Origin of the sequence: Polaromonas sp. (assembly GCF_035638815.1) — a bacterium.
Classification (GTDB): Bacteria; Pseudomonadota; Gammaproteobacteria; order Burkholderiales; family Burkholderiaceae_C; genus Polaromonas.
Map to the genome: position 1 here is coordinate 135,982 of NZ_DASQZG010000014.1, position 16,218 is coordinate 152,199.

12 protein-coding genes and 1 tRNA gene are annotated in these 16,218 nt (G+C 60.6%); 4 read left to right on the top strand and 9 right to left on the bottom strand.

What is annotated here, in order from left to right; translation table 11 throughout:
* Positions 1 to 345 precede the first annotated feature (345 nt).
* Together VE934_RS09345 and VE934_RS09350 are read left to right on the top strand one after the other, a co-directional pair.
* Positions 346 to 567 (top strand): KGG domain-containing protein, encoded by a 222-nt coding sequence (locus VE934_RS09345; protein ID WP_324886690.1) that lies wholly within the window; start codon positions 346 to 348, stop codon positions 565 to 567.
* 346 nt (positions 568 to 913) lie between these two features.
* Positions 914 to 1,375 carry a hypothetical protein gene (locus VE934_RS09350; RefSeq protein ID WP_324886692.1) on the top strand — a complete coding sequence of 154 codons (462 nt, stop codon included), beginning with the start codon at positions 914 to 916 and terminating at the stop codon, positions 1,373 to 1,375.
* A gap of 58 nt (positions 1,376 to 1,433) precedes the next feature.
* Here VE934_RS09350 and VE934_RS09355 read toward each other — a convergent pair whose 3' ends face one another.
* Positions 1,434 to 1,694, bottom strand: a complete 261-nt coding sequence (locus tag VE934_RS09355) for a DUF378 domain-containing protein (RefSeq protein WP_324886693.1) — start codon at positions 1,692 to 1,694, stop codon at positions 1,434 to 1,436.
* Positions 1,695 to 2,017: 323 nt separating this feature from the next.
* Between VE934_RS09355 and VE934_RS09360 the strand changes: the two genes are divergently transcribed.
* A complete protein-coding gene (locus VE934_RS09360) occupies positions 2,018 to 6,157 on the top strand; it encodes a CheR family methyltransferase (protein WP_324886695.1) in 4,140 nt (1,379 codons plus the stop codon).
* An 8-nt stretch (positions 6,158 to 6,165) separates the two neighbouring features.
* On the opposite strand, the gene VE934_RS09365 is transcribed toward VE934_RS09360, so the two are convergent.
* From VE934_RS09365 to VE934_RS09390, 6 genes are all read right to left on the bottom strand, one after another.
* A complete protein-coding gene (locus tag VE934_RS09365; protein ID WP_324886697.1) occupies positions 6,166 to 6,846 on the bottom strand; it encodes a response regulator transcription factor in 681 nt (226 codons plus the stop codon).
* Between the two features lie 127 nt (positions 6,847 to 6,973).
* Positions 6,974 to 7,660 (bottom strand): hypothetical protein, encoded by a 687-nt coding sequence (locus VE934_RS09370; RefSeq protein WP_324886699.1) that lies wholly within the window; start codon positions 7,658 to 7,660, stop codon positions 6,974 to 6,976.
* Positions 7,661 to 7,831: 171 nt separating this feature from the next.
* The gene (locus VE934_RS09375) at positions 7,832 to 8,776 is read right to left on the bottom strand and encodes a lysophospholipase (RefSeq protein WP_324886700.1); all 945 of its coding nucleotides are present in this window, start codon (positions 8,774 to 8,776) and stop codon (positions 7,832 to 7,834) included.
* A gap of 102 nt (positions 8,777 to 8,878) precedes the next feature.
* Positions 8,879 to 10,438, bottom strand: a complete 1,560-nt coding sequence (locus tag VE934_RS09380) for an HD domain-containing phosphohydrolase (RefSeq protein WP_324886702.1) — start codon at positions 10,436 to 10,438, stop codon at positions 8,879 to 8,881.
* 756 nt (positions 10,439 to 11,194) lie between these two features.
* Positions 11,195 to 13,216 (bottom strand): tetratricopeptide repeat protein, encoded by a 2,022-nt coding sequence (locus tag VE934_RS09385; protein ID WP_324886704.1) that lies wholly within the window; start codon positions 13,214 to 13,216, stop codon positions 11,195 to 11,197.
* Between the two features lie 159 nt (positions 13,217 to 13,375).
* A tRNA-Arg gene (locus VE934_RS09390) sits at positions 13,376 to 13,451 on the bottom strand.
* Positions 13,452 to 13,741: 290 nt separating this feature from the next.
* Between VE934_RS09390 and VE934_RS09395 the strand changes: the two genes are divergently transcribed.
* On the top strand, positions 13,742 to 14,617 hold the full coding sequence (locus VE934_RS09395; RefSeq protein WP_324886706.1) for a c-type cytochrome: 876 nt from the start codon (positions 13,742 to 13,744) through the stop codon (positions 14,615 to 14,617).
* A 63-nt stretch (positions 14,618 to 14,680) separates the two neighbouring features.
* Here VE934_RS09395 and VE934_RS09400 read toward each other — a convergent pair whose 3' ends face one another.
* Both VE934_RS09400 and VE934_RS09405 read right to left on the bottom strand, forming a co-directional pair.
* The gene (locus VE934_RS09400) at positions 14,681 to 15,232 is read right to left on the bottom strand and encodes a DUF2946 family protein (RefSeq protein ID WP_324886710.1); all 552 of its coding nucleotides are present in this window, start codon (positions 15,230 to 15,232) and stop codon (positions 14,681 to 14,683) included.
* Complete coding sequence (locus VE934_RS09405; protein WP_324886712.1) at positions 15,225 to 16,217, bottom strand: YheT family hydrolase; 993 nt, start codon at positions 16,215 to 16,217, stop codon at positions 15,225 to 15,227. The genes VE934_RS09400 and VE934_RS09405 overlap by 8 nt, the downstream gene beginning before the upstream one ends.
* Position 16,218: the final 1 nt, after the last annotated feature.

Here is a 16,218-nt window from a genome sequence, read left to right on the forward strand (position 1 = left end):
AGGATCGGTTGGGCGCGGTCTTCTTTATCTGTTCGGTCAACGTCCGGATGTTGTTGATTTTGCATCTGCGGCTCCTTTAAAAAAGCCATCTTCCTGCAATGAAAAACTGGCCCTGTAGGAGGCTATCGCTTCACACCCGAAGCGATGGTGAAGGGCGTCGCACCCCCCCAGGAATCAGGGTGCCAGCCCCGCTTTGGCTCGTCCTACAGTGCTTGCGCAGTCCAACTCACAACGAATGTTTTCACGTCCGTCAGCATGAAAGATGTGACCAGCAATGGTGCTGCTCACTCCATTTGACGCTTCAGCAATTGCGAGGAGCGTTTTTACTTTTCAAGGAGATCAAACATGGCTTCAACCAATCAAGGCGGCAACCAGGTCGTTGGGCAACGCACTTCCAACCGCGGCTTCGCGGCGATGGACCCCGAGCGCCAGCGGGAGATTGCCCGCGAAGGCGGCAAGGCAGCGCATGAAAGCGGTAACGCTCACCAGTTCACCTCAGAAGAGGCCCGTGAAGCTGGCCGTAAAGGTGGAGAGGCCAGCGGCAGCAACAGGCGCAAGTTCAGGTAACGGAGCCGCTGCCAGCAAAGGCGCACGTTGATCCGTTGCACCGATTAAAGGGCGGTCTGCTCCGCCCCCTTCTTGCGCTGACGAAGATGAACCAAACGCTACCAAATTAATAGCCAGTAGCGCCCGTACAAAAAGGGCCAGAGGCCCTTTTCTTATAAATTGTCGCACTGTGTCCACCTAAAGGCGGAACATTCCAGACGCATCGTTAGCCTGCACGAATCAGCCGCAGCAATGCGGCCGCCCATTTCCAGCCAACACCCTGCTCCCAAACCGCCGGTGGACGGTCCGGGAAACGCCAGCGACCGTCACGCGGTCCTGCGTCCATGGGCATGTCGATCAGCGGTTGGTGGTGCTACCGGAAGTACCCGTTCCCGAACCGCTACCGGTACCAGGAGCTGAACTGGCGCCACTTGGGCTGGATACGCCAGAGCCTGTGGTGCCGGAACTGCCCGAGCTGGTACCCGGAGTGCCAGTGCCAGTTCCACTGCTCGACCCTGTTGAACCGCTCCCCATGCCGGAGGCTGCGCTACCCGTGGTGCCGGAGCCCATGCCGCCCATGCTGCTGGCTCCAGAGGTGCCCGTAGTTCCCGAGCTGTCGGTTGAGCTGGAAGAGCCGGTGCTGCCCGTGCCGCTTGAAGAAGATCCGCCGCTGGAGCCAGACGAGGTGGGAGATGTGGAACTACCGGGTGCGCCGCTGCCAGCGCCAGCGTCGCTATTGCGGTTACAGGCGCTCAAGCCGGCAACGCTGACCAGCAAAGCAGTGACCGCCAGGGGTCGCCAAATGGATGTATTCATGAGATGTCCTTAAAAAAAATTGGAAAGGGGTGCCCCAACGGGGCATTCCGGTTTAGATTTGGGAAGGTGGATCAGCCGTTACGGCGGCCAAGACGCATCGCCATAACGATGCCGTACACAGCTGCCAGGCCGATGAGGATGTAGACGGCCCGCGATGCCCCGGTGCCTTCGCCAAACAATGTGGCGACCAGGTCCAGGTTCATGGTGCCCACCAGTCCCCAGTTAAGCCCACCCAGAATCATCAGGGTGAGGGCTATCCAATCCAGGGGATTGAGGGCCGAAGTTGCCGGTGCGACTCTGTAGCCTGCGGCTGTGTTGTTGCTAGTTTCCATGGTTGCTCCAGTAAGGTTATAAAAAAAACGCCGGCAACGCGCCGGGGTTTATTCATTGTGTGGAGGGCACAGGGCCATGCAGTAGCCACGCGCCCTCAGCCCATGTAGGAGGAACTTAAGGACCCGGGCTGACGGGCCGCGCTTGGGCGCAGGGCGACGTACCCGCCATCCCGACCACAAACCGCAAAATCCAGTTACGCCTACAAAAAGATCCGCTGCCGGCCTGCCTGCCACCCTGAAACCTTTGAATGAACTGTCAATAGTGGCCCTCTCACCGCCTGGGGGACTAATATCGACGTTTAAGCAACCACCCAGCACCCTCCATGTCCGACACTGCCCTCACCGCGAACGACCCTGAAGAAAGCAGCAACACGACACGGGGGTCGTTGAACTTTCCGGTGGTGGGAATTGGCGCCTCGGCCGGCGGATTGCCCGCCATGATCCGGTTCTTCGAGCAGATGCCCGCGCGCAACGGGATGGCCTTTGTGATCATTCTTCACCTGTCGCCCTCACATGAGAGCAACGCGGCAGAAATTTTGCAGCGCGCCACAAGCATGCCCGTTGTCCAGGTGACCAAGGCCACACGGATTGAGGCCGACCACGTGTACGTGATTCCTCCGGCCAGTGATCTGCTGATGAACGACGGCTACCTTCGGGTGGTTGACCCGACCCGGACCGGTGGACCGCATGTGGCCATTGACTTGTTCTTCCGGACCTTGGCGCATGTTCATCGTGAGCGGGCCGTTTGTGTGGTGATGTCCGGCACGGGCGCGGACGGCGCCGTTGGCCTTGCGCGCGTTAAAGAGCAGGGCGGCCTGACCTTTGTCCAGTCCCCAGAAGACGCGGAACATGACGGCATGCCGCTGGCAGCGATTGCAAGTGGCATGGCCGATTTTGTGATGCCCGCCGCAGAACTGCCGGGGAAAATGATGGCCCTGTGGGCCAACGCAAGGCGTATCCAGATGCCGGTTGATGCGCAGATCGAAATGAAGACCAAGGCACCAGAGGATCAGGACGCGGCTGAACTCGCCGAGCGAGCGCTAACCGACATCATGGGCTTGCTGCGCCGGTATTCCAAGCATGACTTCCGGCATTACAAGCGGGCCACCGTCCTTCGCCGCATTGAGCGGCGTTTGCAGGTTCAGGGCTTGCCTGATTTGCCAGCGTACCGGGACTACCTGCGCCAAAACCCCGATGAAGCCACCCCCCTGCTCCAGGACATGCTGATCAGCGTGACCAATTTCTTTCGCGACCGCGAAGCATTTGAGGCGCTGGAGCGCGAGGCCATGCCGACCATCTTTCATGACAGAAGCGCAGACGATCCTGTGCGGGCTTGGGTCACAGGTTGCGCCACCGGGGAAGAAGCCTATTCCGTTGCCATTTTGATGCGCGAACAGGCCTTGTTATGCAACCCCATGCCCGAACTCCAGGTTTTTGCGAGTGACATTTCCGACAAGGCCATCGGCGTGGCCCGTACCGGCCTGTATCCCAGCTCCATCGTCACGGATGTGCCGCCGACCCGTCTTCGTAATTTCTTCACCCGGGAGCAGGACCAGTACCGAATTATCAAGACGCTCCGGGAAAAGGTGCTGTTCGCCAATCACAATCTGCTGCGTGATCCCCCCTTCTCGCGACTCGACCTGATCTGCTGTCGCAACGTGCTGATCTACCTGGACCGCGAAGCACAGGTTCGGATTCTGGAGATGTTTCGCTTTGCGCTCAAACCCGGCGGCTATCTCTTTCTGGGGATATCAGAGTCGGCCGACGTTGCGCCAAACCTGTTCACACCGGTTGATAAAAAGAACCGCATCTATCGCGCCAATCCCCTTTCCCAGACCGTGCGCCACGTGCCGACGGTGGCCTACCCGCTGGTGGAAGCTGCGGTAGTCGCGCGCAGTACCGGACCCCATGAGCGGCGTCAGCCCTCGTTGGCAGAGCTGCATCAGCGCTGCATGGCCCAGTACATGCCGCCCAGCGTGCTGATTGACAGCAAATACGATGTGCTGCATCTGGCCGGGGCCGCGGGGCAGTTTCTGGAACACGCGCCCGGAAAACCCAGCCGCAGCCTGTTGGCTAATGTCAACCCGGAGTTGCGCATCGAGCTGCGCACGGCCTTGTTCCGCATCACGCAGTCCAGCGAAACGGCCAAAACCCGACCGGTGGCCCTGCAACGCGGCACCGAGCAGCGAATGGTTGCGATCACGGTCAAGCCGTTTCTGGATCCGACGGTGCATGAGCCCCTGTACCTTGTGGTGTTTGAAGAGCTGGAAGGCAAAGCGCCGCCTCCGCAAGAGGCAGGTGACGCAGCGCAGCAAGCGGTTATCGATGAAATGCACGGAGAGATCAGGCAACTGAAGGCGCACCTCCAGGATTACATCGAGCAATCGGAGACATCGACCGAAGAGTTAAAGGCATCCAACGAAGAACTACAGGCGATCAACGAAGAACTGCGGTCTGCCACTGAGGAGCTGGAAACCAGCAAGGAAGAGTTGCAGTCCATGAACGAGGAGTTGATCACCGTCAACTTTGAACTGAAGTCAAAGGTTGAAGAAACCGCCAAGATCAATGACGACCTGAAAAACTTTATTGCGGCATCTGACATTGCGACGGTTTTCATCGACAAGACCATGCGCATCAAGCGTTACACGCCGCAGGCAGTTGATATCTTCAACCTCATTCCATCGGATTTGAACCGTCCCTTGCTCGACATCAAGGACAGGCTCAACTATGAATCCCTGGCGAGCGATGCAGAACATGCCTTCCAGACGCTCCAGACAATTGAGCGGGCCATTCTGAGCCCTGACGGAAAGCACTACCTGGCGCGCATCCGGCCGTACCGCACCACGGACAACCATATTGACGGCGCGGTGCTGACTTTTGTGGACGTGACCGCCCTTCGCAAAGCCGAAGAAGCCGTGCGCCGGAGCGAAGAGCGGCTGCACATTGCCGCCGAAACCACCAAGGACTATGCCATCCTGACGGTTGACGAGGAAGGCCTGATCACGACCTGGAACGCCGGTGCCGAGCGGGTGTTTGGCTACAAGGAAGAAGAAGTTCTGGGCCAGGCACTCGACCTTATCTTTACGCCCGAAGACGTTACGGCGGGCGCACCGCAGGACGAGCGCCTGCGCGCGGCGACGGAAGGGCGGGCCGAAGACGAGCGCTGGCACGTACGCAAAGGCGGCGAACGTTTTTATGCTAGTGGCATCATGACGCCCCTGGGCAGTGGGCTCAAAGGGTTCTCAAAAATTGCCCGCGACATGACCGGCATGAAGCATCAACAAAACCTGCGCGATGCCGAGCTTGCACAGCAACACGTCATCAACAGCCAGGCACAGGCTGCCAACGAACTCAAGGACAAATTTCTGGCGGTGATGTCGCACGAGTTGAAACATCCGCTCAATCTGATTCAGGTCAACACAGAGTTGCTGGTCAGCCAGCCCGGCGTTCGCGGCCTGCCTCTCGCGGTTCGCACCGGCGATATCATCCGCCGGGCTGTCGCCAGCCAGGCCAAGATCATCGATGACCTGCTGGACCTCTCCCGCGCACGAACCGGCAAGCTCACCCTCAAACTTATGCCAGTACCGCTGGACGCGCTTGTCGCTTCCATCGTCCAGGCGTCTGCGGAAAACGCGCGGAACAAAGGCATTGGTCTTGTTTTTGAATGCGCAGAAGATGATATTCAGGCCCTGTGCGACCGGGTGCGCACGGAGCAAATTTGCTGGAACCTGATCAACAACGCGCTCAAATTTACCCCCGAAGGTGGCAAAGTGACCGTGCATCTGGCGCGCGACGCCGGTTTTGCCCGTCTCAGTGTTGTGGATACGGGTGTGGGCATTGCCGAAGACTTTTTACCCGAAATTTTTGGCATGTTTTCCCAGGGGCCAAAAGCCACTGAAAGCGGTGGCCTGGGTGTTGGACTGGCGCTGGTAAATGAGCTGGCCACTGCGCAAGGCGGGCGTGTGTCCGCTGAGTCCAAAGGCCTGGGTCACGGCGCATCGTTTTCGGTCTGGCTTCCGCTGGAAATGGAGGACACCTTCCCTGACTCACTCCCTGCGGCGCCCGACATCGTGGCCTCGCTGGAAGGCCTGCGCATTCTCGCTGTCGATGACATGCTGGATGGTCTGGAGCCATTTGCAGCCCTGATGCGGATTGATGGCGCCGTGGTCGACACCGCGGACTCCGGCGAGAAAGCCTTGCAGGCGCTGACAGCGTCGAGCTACGACTTGATGATCTCCGACCTGGGTATGGCCGGCATGGACGGCTTCGCGCTGATTCAGGAGATCAGAAAGCGTGCGCCCCTGAAAGATTTCCCGGCGATTGCCCTGAGCGGATACGGCAGGCAGGCTGACGTGGACCGGGCGCTGGAAATGGGATTCACGGCCCATCTCTCCAAGCCCGCAACCTTGAGCCAGGTTCGCGACACCGTGTCCAGGCTAAACCTGAAGCGACGAACCGGTTAATCGAATCCTCAATCGATGTAGCGGTTTTCGATGGCGTAACGGGTCAGGTGGGAATTGGAGGTCAGATTCAATTTTTTCAGCACCTGCTTGCGGTGAGTGCTCACGGTGACGTCACTGACATGCAAGGTGTTTGCGATGTCTGTCACCGTTTCACCGTTGGCGAGGCGCAGGAACACCTGAAACTCCCGGGCTGTCATGCCCGCATCACCTGTCGGCACCTTGTGATTTTCTGCCTCGGCCATCAGGGCCTGGACGCGCGGGGAAAAAGAAGTGCCTCCAGCCGCAACCTCGCGAACGGCGTCAACAAGCGTTTCCAGGGCAGAGGCTTTGTCTACGAACCCACGCGCCCCCAGACGGATCATGGGCAGCGCGTACTTTTGCTCGGGATAGCCGGAGAAGACCACCACCTTGACATGGGGGGAATGAGCAACGATGCGGCCCAGCACGTCCACTGCGCCTGAATCAGGCATGGCAATGTCGAGAACCAGAACATCCATCTCATGGGTCTGCACCAGCTGCAGCGCTTCCACCCCCGACGTGGCGGTACCCACCACGTGCGTGTCCGCATGACGGGAAAACAGCCTGACAAGACCTGACCGCACCACGCCAAAGTCTTCTGCGATACCTATGTTGATAACACCCGGCGCCTGCCGTGGCACCGTGTTTGTTGCGAACGAGCCAAAACTCATGGAATGCCTCGCATCGTCTGTCGGTTTAACTGATCCATAACATTCAGGCTAAATTGCAACGACCCATGCGCTTGTCCCGATGGCCGCTTTGTAAAGTAGGACAGTTCCGCAGGTCATCGCCCGTCTGTCATTGTGGAAAGGAAAGTGATACGCCGTCGGGAGTCTTCAGAAAACCGATGGACTCCGCGCTGGCCACGGCCTCCACGTCGTCCCATGTCAGAGCCCGGTCGTTGTCGTCAAACGTGAAGGCGATGCGCTTGTCCTGCTGCGCAACCACAGAAAGCGTGAGAACGAAAGCCTCACCCTCGTGTGATGTCCGCAGCACAACGTCCGACGGCCCGCTGGCAGTGTCTACAGCAGCCAGCAGCGCGGCTGTCAGGGCGTGCCGGACAGCATCGCGGGGCATCTGCAATGCCTCGTACCGGACTTCGTTTATCAGCCGGAAGCCCACGAAACCAAATACCCGGCCCAGCAAGGCAGAACACTCTCCCACCGCCTGGGCAATGGGGATTGTTGCGCTCGAGTCCCGCTCAAGCCAGGTTGACGTTTCAAGGCAGCAAGCCAATGCAGCCTTTCCGAACCGGTTCATTTTTGCCGAGCTGTCCAGAAGGGTCGCAATATCCGCCCGTCCGCTGGCCACTTGGTGTTCTGCCAGTTCATGAATCATGCCCATGGGCTGCAAATTGGCCACCATGTCGTGTCGGAGGGCGGGTGCAATCCGTTGCAAGACCGCATAACGCACAGCGTCGGCGCGCGCGGCCACGTACGCAGGAGGTGGTCGGGTTGGTGATCGTTGCGATTGAAGGCCTGTCATCGGGTTCTCTCTGTAAATCCGAATTCAGGAGTCTCGCAGCACGCGCACCGAAGCGCTACAACTTAAAACATGTTTACGTCAATTATTTGCAAACGATGGAAAGCATTGCAACCAAACGCGTAATAACGGGCAATTCCCGGGTAATAAATCACACCGCATTCCCCTTTTACCTCACAGCCGGTCGCCTACCCACTTTGCAATGTCCAGCGCCAGTTGCGGCCCTTCAGGCTCGTTGGTGAGGTCGTGTCTGGCAACGGGAATCTCGCGCAGGGTCTTGTCGCTTGATTTTGCGGTCTTCACAAGCAGGCGGCTGCCTGCGATGCTGGTCGACTCGTCAGCCAGGCCATGCAAAATCAAGAGCGGAACCGACACGCTGCTCATCCGGGCGGCGATCGCCTCAACACCATTCAACGCCGCGCGGGCACTGGCTGCCGGGAGGTCACTGTGGTCAACCAGGGGGTCGGTCGCCAGCGCGCGGCGGGCGCTTTCTTCCCGGAGAAACACGGTGTCGTCCAGTTTTTGGATTTTCGCGCCCGGCGCAACGGCGGCTATGGCCCGTCCGATCACCTGTTCAAAGCGCGATGCGTTCTCTGGCAGCACCAGAAATGGCGCACTCAGAATCACACCCCGGATTTGGGGGTCGGGCCGCGCCGCGTAAGTGGCCGCTGTCATGCCACCCATGCTATGGCCAAACACGAATACGGGCAGGTTTGGGCGAGTCGCGCGCGCGCGTGTTATCCCCAATGAAAGATCTGCCACCAGATCGTCCACGGAGTCAAAGCGCTGGCGGTCTCCCCCCGATGCACCGTGCCCGCGCATGTCTTGCGCCTGAACAACAAGGCCCTGTGCGACCAGCGGGGCTATCAGCCGCGCATAACGATTGGAATGATCGCGCAAGCCGTGCGCCACGATCACTACCCCGCGGGGTGCGCCGACAGGCGCCCACTGGTAGCCCTGCAGGCAGATGCCGTCGGCGCTGGTGAGCTGAAAGCTGCTGGCCGAAGCCTGGGCGACAGGGACTGTGGCAGCACTGGGGGCGCATGCTGTGTTGGCGGCTTGGGCTGCAGGAGTGAGCACAAAGGCAAGGCCGGCGATAAAGGTAGCAAGACGGAGCATGGTGTGAAGGGCGAGTTGAGATGCGCGCAATCGTAATTTTTGCGACGCGCGAGGGGAATCCGCCAGATGGCGGATGGGCAACCGCCCCCGCTGCCGGGCCTGCTAAAGCAAGCCCGCACGCGCCGCCGCCAGCGCCGCACCGGCGCGGGTGTCCACGCCCAGCTTGGCGTAGATGTGCTGCGTGTGCGTCTGCACGGTCCGGTCCGAAATACCAAGCGCGCGCGCAATCTGCTTGTTGGTCTGGCCCGTGGCCAGGGGGCGCAACACGTCGACCTCGCGCTCGGTCAGCTGAAGACCGGCGCCCGTTGTCCGCTGGCGTGGTTGCCCAAGTGTTTGCTGGACAACATCGACACAGGCCGCGTCAAGCCGGCCCTCGTTTGCTTCCCGGACAAGCTGCAGCGCCACTTCCGTAACGCTGCAGGCGCGGCGGTGGGGACGATCTTCGAGCCGGTTACAAGTCATCTCGACCACCGCAAGAAGGCGTGACGGACGTTCAAGCTGGGATTGCCTTGCGCCGCGCGGGTAGCCGCTGCCGTCCAGCCGCTCGTGGTGGGCACCAGCAATGCGAGCGGCCTCCTGCAACACCGGTGCCTGGGCGAGGACGCGCTCGGTCACGCTCACGTGCGTCTGGGCACGTCTGCGCTCGTTGTCGCTCCAGGGTCGGGTTTGCATCCACAGCGCCGTCGGCAGCGCGACATGGCCAACGTCGTGCAGGTGTGCTGCGAGGTCCAGCGCAACGAGCTCTTCCTGCGCAAGGCCAAGTTGTACACCCGCTCCGTGGGCGAGCCGTGCCACAGCCGCCGAGTGGCCGCGCGTATGCGGGGTTTGAAGATCCGCAAACTCGCCAAAAACTTCCGCAGCCCGGAAGGGGCTGATCGCGGCTGCGGCTGCGAGCGATTCACTCGCGCTCCAGGCGAGTGCCAGCGATGAAGGTGTATCCAGAACCTGCAGCGCCGACTCGGCGCGCGCGGCCCAAACCGGGTCAAGCGTGCCGCGCGCCGCTTGCGCAAGGGCCCGGCGCGCGACGTCGGTGCCGCCGGAGGTGTGGAACAGCACAGCGACATGGGCTGCCTGCATCACGCGGCCCGGCACCGACAGCGCATCCCCACGCAGCCCGTGCGGGCCACCGCGGCCATCCCAACGCTCAAACATCTCGCCCAAGGCCGTAAGCGTTGCAGAAGTGCAGCCCAGGTGCGTGGCCAGACTGCGGGCCGCGCCACAGGCCTCACGCATCCAGTGGTCGCGGATGTCGGCATGGTGCAGGCCGACATCGATCAAGGCCGCGATGCGGCTGCCCGCCCGCTGGTTGGCGCGCAGCAAGGCCCAGACCAGAGACCGGGGCGACTCGCGGTCGCTCTTGCCCAGTGCGGCGCGCAAGGCAATATCGTCATCAGCAAAGCGCGCTTGCGTCGATGCGAATGCGGTGCATCCGATGTGATACAGCAACCCGGCCATAAACGCCGTGCCCCGATCGGCGGGGGAAAGACCGGCTTCGCTCGCAAGATGCCATGCAAACGCCGCCGTGCGCTGGCTGCTTTCTTCCTCAACGCCATTGGCCAGATCGAGAATCAAGGTCAATGCCGCCACGCAGGCGAGGCCAGCTCCCGGCTGCGCGGCCGCAGGCTCAATGACGGAATCAGTGTCGGCGTGAACGATCGCCATGTATATCCTCTCAGGATGGGGGTGCCCTGCGTGTCCCGTGCCGACAGCAGGCGCTTAAGGCGGGTGGCTAAGTGTGGCCTGTCCCCTTAATGTGCCGCACTTTCTGCAAACGGGAAAGGACCTGGCCAGGCATTACAGAGTGGGGCAAGAGGGCAAGACAATGCGCAGCGGCTGGCACCTTATCCAAGGCCTGTGGCTCCACATTTCCGTCGTTTGGTCGCACGGCACTGGCCATGAGGCGTCAGTTGCGCCACAGTCCGGACTACAAAAGGAGTGACGACATGCTGACCCCGATGCTTATGATCTTGTTGCTGGTCTTTCCGTATATGGTTGATCGGTTTCTGTTGCACCGAGAGCCGGGGCGGGACAGGAGTCCTGCTGCGGCCGCAGGCCTCGCTTTGCTCTTCCTATTCACCGCAAGCGGGCATTTCATTCAGACCGGCCCCATGGTGCTCATGCTCCCCTCGTGGATTCCTGAGAGGGAGACGTTGGTCTACGCGACGGGTGTGCTCGAGATCGCTATCGCACTCGCCGTCTACTTCGCGCGCTCTCGGGTGGCAGGATCGTGGGCTGCTTTTATAACTTTGATCGCGTTTTTCCCAGCAAACGTCTTCGCCGCCCTTCACCACGTGCCGATGGGGGGTCATGCGTGGGGTCCCGTTTATCTCCTAGTCCGTGCGCCCGTGCAGATCTTCGTTCTTTGGTGGATCTGGGCGGTGGTCTTGCCGAACCGCAGCACGGTCCTCGACCGCGCCTTCACTGCTTCATCAGCGAACCCGAGCAGAAGTAAGGACGGAACGCACTCCGTGTAGACGCGAGGAGCCCTGCAAGGGCCTTGCACTGGTTGTTCCCGTCAGTCACGTACCGGCTGTCGCCCGTGGACTTGTACGCGCACGCATCAAACTGGGCGATGGCGTCGTATACGTAAGTCTGAGGGTCAGCCTTGCTACCCGGGTAAGAAACTGACTTGCATGCGAGTAAAGCGGCATTGTTCGCGCCGCTTTGGGCGCCAGAAGCTGTACCGGGGGACGTCTGTGAAGCAAGCGTAGTTCCACTGCCGCCTACACCGGAAGATGCGAGGGTGCCGGCCCTCCCGCCTGAAGTTAGCGCCGAGGCGAGTGCGTTGCCCATTCGACCCTCATCCGTACTGCCAGTTTGCCTTGCAATCTGTTCTTTGGTCTCGGCCGCGAGCTGAGAGTTCATGTCAGCTGCAAGCCTGCCTGCGACGCCGCTACCGCCCAGTGCAGAGTTCACCAACGCCGCATTGCGGTCCACGATCTGGGAGGCGACGCCGCCAAGCAGGCCGCCGAACAGGCCACCACCGAAGCCCGGGCTCGGGGATGGCGGAGGGGGTGGCTGCTGCACTGGAGCATGGGTCACAACTCGTTGGTCTGCCGATGGAGCCGCGTTTTGCTGAGCGGCAGCCTCTGCTGCATCTTGCGTGTGCCCCCTAAGACGCATGGTCTCAACCTCCTTGATGGCAGGTTCGTCACCCAAAGCCGCTGCCTTGCGTAGCCAAGTGAGCGCCAATGGCGAGTTCGCCGGCAGACCGGCATTTCCATTGAAGTGGTAGGCCCCAAGCATCCTCATAGAGTTAGGATTTCCTGCTTCAGCCCCGGCGCGAACAAACGAGAGCCCTTTGGCTTCGTCCTTTGCAACGCCTAATCCAAAGAAGTGCAGATCGGCCAGCAGCCCATAGCAGTCGAGATTTCCTCCATCTATCGCAAGCTGACACAGCCTCACGACACTGGCTGGATCCTGAGAAATGCCTTCTCCCCCGCGCAGGTGCAAAGATGCTAGGACGGTATGGGCCCGGGCTTCCCCCGCGTCGCTCGCCCTTCGGAACCACTGCAAGGCCTGCGGCACGTCCTTAGGCGTGCCGAGACCGTTCAAATAAGCTACACCAAGGCCGTTCATGGCTCGTGTACTACCAGCGCCTGCCGCTTTGCGCCAAAGCGCGACTCCTTTATCAACGTCTTTCACGACTCCCGTGCCGTTGAAGTAAAGCGCGGCCAAATTACCTTCTCCAGCAGGGTCGCCCTTATTTGCCAACTTTTCGTACCAGACAAAAGCCTCGGCAAAGTTTCGCTTTTTTTCAGCGAGTTGGCCGAGTTGAGCCATGGCCTTCGCATTTCCCCCTTCTGCGGCTTTACGCTCCCAGATCGACGCTTGCTCCTCGTTGATGGGTAGGCCCTTGCCTGCCCGGAAAGCTAGCGAGAGCGCGAGCATCGCTCCGGTGTCGCCTGCCTCCGCAGCCGCCCGCAAGCGATTGGCTTCGATCGAGTCGGTCCGATCGGACTGGGCACGCTCTTGCTCTTTTCCCTTGTTCAAGGTCCGGCCACGCGCGTTTAGCCGAGGCGGGCCAAGCTCGATCTCGATGCGCTTGGTAGTGCCGCTGCCGATGCGAATTTCTTGTTCACTCGCAAGTTCGGTTGTGTCGCTGGCCTGTTTGGTTGCTAGGATGCGAATCGTGCCCGGTGCAATTTGCACGTCAAGCGGGCAGTCGCCTTTCACCTCGCCTTGGACAGTGATTTCGGCACCTGCATTTTTGCCTTCACACACGATTTGCAATGTTGCTCGGTCTGCCGAGACCGCAGGGCGCGAGCGGGGCGAGGATTGGGCCCATGTATTAGCAGAATGCAGACACCCCATAGTTACAGCAACTGTCACAAGAAGGGTCAAGGGCTCCCAGCTTTTGCTCACAGGGGGACTGAGTAGACGTGTCATGAACACCTGACGTGATGGAGGTGTGACGGATTGTAACGAGGCAAAAGACAACCAAGCGCGCGTCAGCGGACAGCCATCTCTAGCTGTGGTGTATGGGGACTGCGATTGATAACCGGCTGCGTAACAAACGGGCCTATAGCGAACTTAAGCGGGCTTATGCCTAAAGTCACGAAGCACGCAACGACACGCACCGAACGGTAAGTCATTGATTGGTGCGGCTGGCGGGGATCGAACCCACGACCCTTGGCTTCGGAGGCCAATACTCTATCCACTGAGCTACAGCCGCATGCTGCTTTGAGACCAATAGTCTACCCGTTGCGCTTTATCCCAATGACGACAGCCTTCGGAGGCCAATACTCTATCCACTGAGCTACAGCCGCAACGCTGAAAGGTGCCACTACCCCGGTTTCGAAGGGCAGGGGTTTGCAGAGATCGGGCTGTTTGAGCCTGCCTCTGACGCCCCGGATTCTATCAGCCCGACCGGGCCAAGGTCGGGTTTTACGGGCCCAATGGCTATAATCGAAGGTTGTCGACTATCAGTTGCTTTAGTCACCGATTTTCAGTTTTGAGGAAGCCATGAGCGCAAACGACCACACGACGGCCCACGAAGAAGACCACTCTGGCCCCATCAAAACGCCGCAGCAATTGCTCGCTGCTGTTTTCTTTTCATTTGTCGTCCCGATTTTCGTCATCATCGCGCTGGTGTATTACGTCACCTCTCAAAACAAACCGGCCTCGGGCGCGGTCGATGTTGAAAAAGCGGTGGCCCAGCGTATCCAGAAAATCGGTGTGGTCGACATTCGCGACGCCAACCGCGCACTGAAACCGGGTGCAGAAGTCTTTACCGCACAGTGCGCAACCTGCCACGCTGTCGGTGCTGCGGTTGCTGCGGCGCCCAAGCTGGGCGATGTCGCCGCCTGGGGCCCGCGTCTGAAAACCGGCTTTGAAGCGCTGGTTAATTCCGCCCTTAAAGGCAAAGGCTTGATGGGCCCACAGGGTGGCGGTGATTTTGATGATGTAGAAATCGCTCGCGCCGTGGCCCACATGGCCAATTCCGCAGGCGGCAAGTTTGCCGAACCGCAAAAAGCAGCAGCCGCGGCCACCGCCGATGCGGCCGTAGCGGCACCCGCTGCGCCTGCAGCGACGGCTGTCGCCGCACCTCAGCCCGTTGTTGTTGCTGCAGCGGCTCCGGCTCCAGCCACCGCCGCCAAGGCCGGTGCTGGTGAGGCCCTCTACAAACAAGCATGTTTTGCCTGCCATGCCGCCTCCGTAGCGGGCTCCCCAAAGTTTGGTGACAAGGCCGCATGGGCGCCCCGCATCAAGACTGGTGTGGACGCGTTGACTGCCAGCGTCATCAAGGGCAAAGGCGCCATGCCCCCCAAGGGCGGCTCTTCTGCCTCCGACGCCGACATTCGTGCGGCAGTGGAATACATGGTCAGCGCCGCCAAATAAGCAGGCAGCGCACCAACAAAAAGCCGGTCACTGACCGGCTTTTTTATTGCACTGTGTAAAAACCTAAGCCCTTGGCAAGGGATTCGCCGCCGGGCTGCGCACATAGCCAAACCGCTCCGGCAACTCACGCGTTGCCAACTCGCCTGGCACCCAGAGCCCCTGGTCAATCGCATCGGAGGCCTGCATCATGTCCAGCGTGTGCACCAGGCCAAAACCAAGATCGGTGTCCAGGTAGAGGCGGCCATGCTCATCCAGAATGCAGCACTGCATGCGCGCTGGGCGCCCGAGGTGATCGGTCACCGCAAAGTCCGGTGCGCCGTCAAGCCGCCAGATCAGGGGCGTGGCCTCCAGCTCAACGTACACGCGCTGGGGGCCGTTCTGAAAAAACCAGCGGCCGGTTTTGTCGCTTTCGTAATTGCGGGCAATGAAGGCAATGAGTTTGTCGTGCTTGAGGAGGGAGCCCTTGCTGGCCGCAGAGCCGCCCGCAAACGGCCCCGCGGCCTGGGTCTGGTCGTCCCGCATGTACCAGTTGCCGCGGGCGTCCAGGCCCAGCCAGCCGTAACAATCCGGCACGTTGGGCCATTTGGCGATGGCCTGGCGAACGATGTCATCCATGCACTACTCCCTCTCCATTCAGCTGACTTGCAAAAAATCCGCACACCGCCTCCGGCATGGCGCGTACATGGCCTGGAAACGGCGAGGCCGGAAAACCCACATGCCCGCCTGTGCGCGGCTGCCAAAGAGTCACCGCATCGCTGACGTCTGCCGGTTGCGGCAGGCTAAAGGCCGGAACAAAGGGATCATTGAGCGCGTTGAGCGCGAGGGCCGGCACGGCGATACGCCGCATATGCGGCTTGGCAGATGCGCGCTCCCAATAATCTTCAGTGTTTTTAAAACCATGCAGCGGTGCGGTCACCACGTTGTCAAAGGCGTAAAGATCACGCGCCGCCAGCAGGGCTTCACCGCTGAACAGGCCGGGGTGCTGCTCAAGTTTTTTCATCGCCTTGGGCACCATGGAGTTCAAAAACATGCGCGTGTAGACCAGACGGTTGAAGCCCCGACCGATGGCGTGGCCGCTGGCCGCAAGATCGAGTGGTGAGCACACCGAGGCAACTGCCCGGACCGACTGCGCAGCAGAGGGGCCCATTTCGGCAGCCCAGCGCATCAAGGCGTTGCCGCCCAATGAAATGCCGACTGCCAACACCGGCCCGGCATGCAGGACCCGGAATTTTTTCAGAATCCAGTCGATCTCTTCAAAATCTCCGGAGTGGTAGGCGCGCGGTGCGCGGTTGAGTTCGCCCGAACAACCGCGAAAGTGCGGCACAGCGCAAGCCCAGCCCCGGTCGCGCGCAACTGCGGCCAGCGCCTCTGCATAGTGGCTGGCGGATGAGCCCTCGAGTCCATGAAAAACCACAAGCAGGGGTGCCGATACAGCGCTGGCGTGTTCCGCAAAGTCCACATCGACAAAATCATCATCGGGCGTAACCCATCGCTCGCGCCTGAAGCTGGGCGCCTCGCCGAGATATCGCTCTGAGCGCAGGGCCGCATAAATCGTTTGAAGGTTGCCGCCCGGCAACCACCACGGGGCTTGGTAATTCATG

What these genes read in the sequence shown, in the direction of transcription:
- VE934_RS09345 (WP_324886690.1), top strand. Translation starts at nt 346, where the DNA reads ATGGCTTCAACCAATCAAGGCGGCAACCAGGTCGTTGGGCAACGCACT.
- VE934_RS09355 (WP_324886693.1), bottom strand. Translation starts at nt 1,694, where the DNA reads ATGGAAACTAGCAACAACACAGCCGCAGGCTACAGAGTCGCACCGGCA.
- VE934_RS09360 (WP_324886695.1), top strand. Translation starts at nt 2,018, where the DNA reads ATGTCCGACACTGCCCTCACCGCGAACGACCCTGAAGAAAGCAGCAAC.
- VE934_RS09365 (WP_324886697.1), bottom strand. Translation starts at nt 6,846, where the DNA reads ATGAGTTTTGGCTCGTTCGCAACAAACACGGTGCCACGGCAGGCGCCG.
- VE934_RS09370 (WP_324886699.1), bottom strand. Translation starts at nt 7,660, where the DNA reads ATGACAGGCCTTCAATCGCAACGATCACCAACCCGACCACCTCCTGCG.
- VE934_RS09375 (WP_324886700.1), bottom strand. Translation starts at nt 8,776, where the DNA reads ATGCTCCGTCTTGCTACCTTTATCGCCGGCCTTGCCTTTGTGCTCACT.
- VE934_RS09380 (WP_324886702.1), bottom strand. Translation starts at nt 10,438, where the DNA reads ATGGCGATCGTTCACGCCGACACTGATTCCGTCATTGAGCCTGCGGCC.
- VE934_RS09395 (WP_324886706.1), top strand. Translation starts at nt 13,742, where the DNA reads ATGAGCGCAAACGACCACACGACGGCCCACGAAGAAGACCACTCTGGC.
- VE934_RS09400 (WP_324886710.1), bottom strand. Translation starts at nt 15,232, where the DNA reads ATGGATGACATCGTTCGCCAGGCCATCGCCAAATGGCCCAACGTGCCG.
- VE934_RS09405 (WP_324886712.1), bottom strand. Translation starts at nt 16,217, where the DNA reads ATGAATTACCAAGCCCCGTGGTGGTTGCCGGGCGGCAACCTTCAAACG.